1 protein-coding gene is annotated in these 217 nt (G+C 70.0%); it reads left to right on the top strand.

Annotation, left to right across the window (positions count from 1 at the left end):
* The coding region (locus OO54_RS41235) for a hypothetical protein (protein WP_033213055.1) at positions 1-217 on the top strand (217 nt) is incomplete at both ends.

Here is a 217-nt window from a genome sequence, read left to right as displayed (position 1 = left end):
GGAGTTCGTGCGGGAGCTGGAGTCGCGTTTCGGGGACGGGGCGTTGGGGGCCGCGCGGTCGATGGAGGGCGAGGGCGCCCGCGCGATGGAGGCGTCGGTGCGCGCTTTCTTGCAGGACGTTCCTGAGGGGCAGGAGTTGCCGGCGTTCCAGCAGATCGCGAAGTACGCGCAGGACACGGCGGACAATCTGCGCAGGACCGCGATCCAGGTGGAGACG

The sequence above is a fragment of the Streptomyces wedmorensis genome (genome assembly GCF_000716445.1).
GTDB classification, from domain to species: domain Bacteria; phylum Actinomycetota; class Actinomycetes; order Streptomycetales; family Streptomycetaceae; genus Streptomyces; species Streptomyces wedmorensis.
Note: the sequence above shows the minus strand (reverse complement) of the source record. Positions and strands in the feature narration are given on the sequence as shown.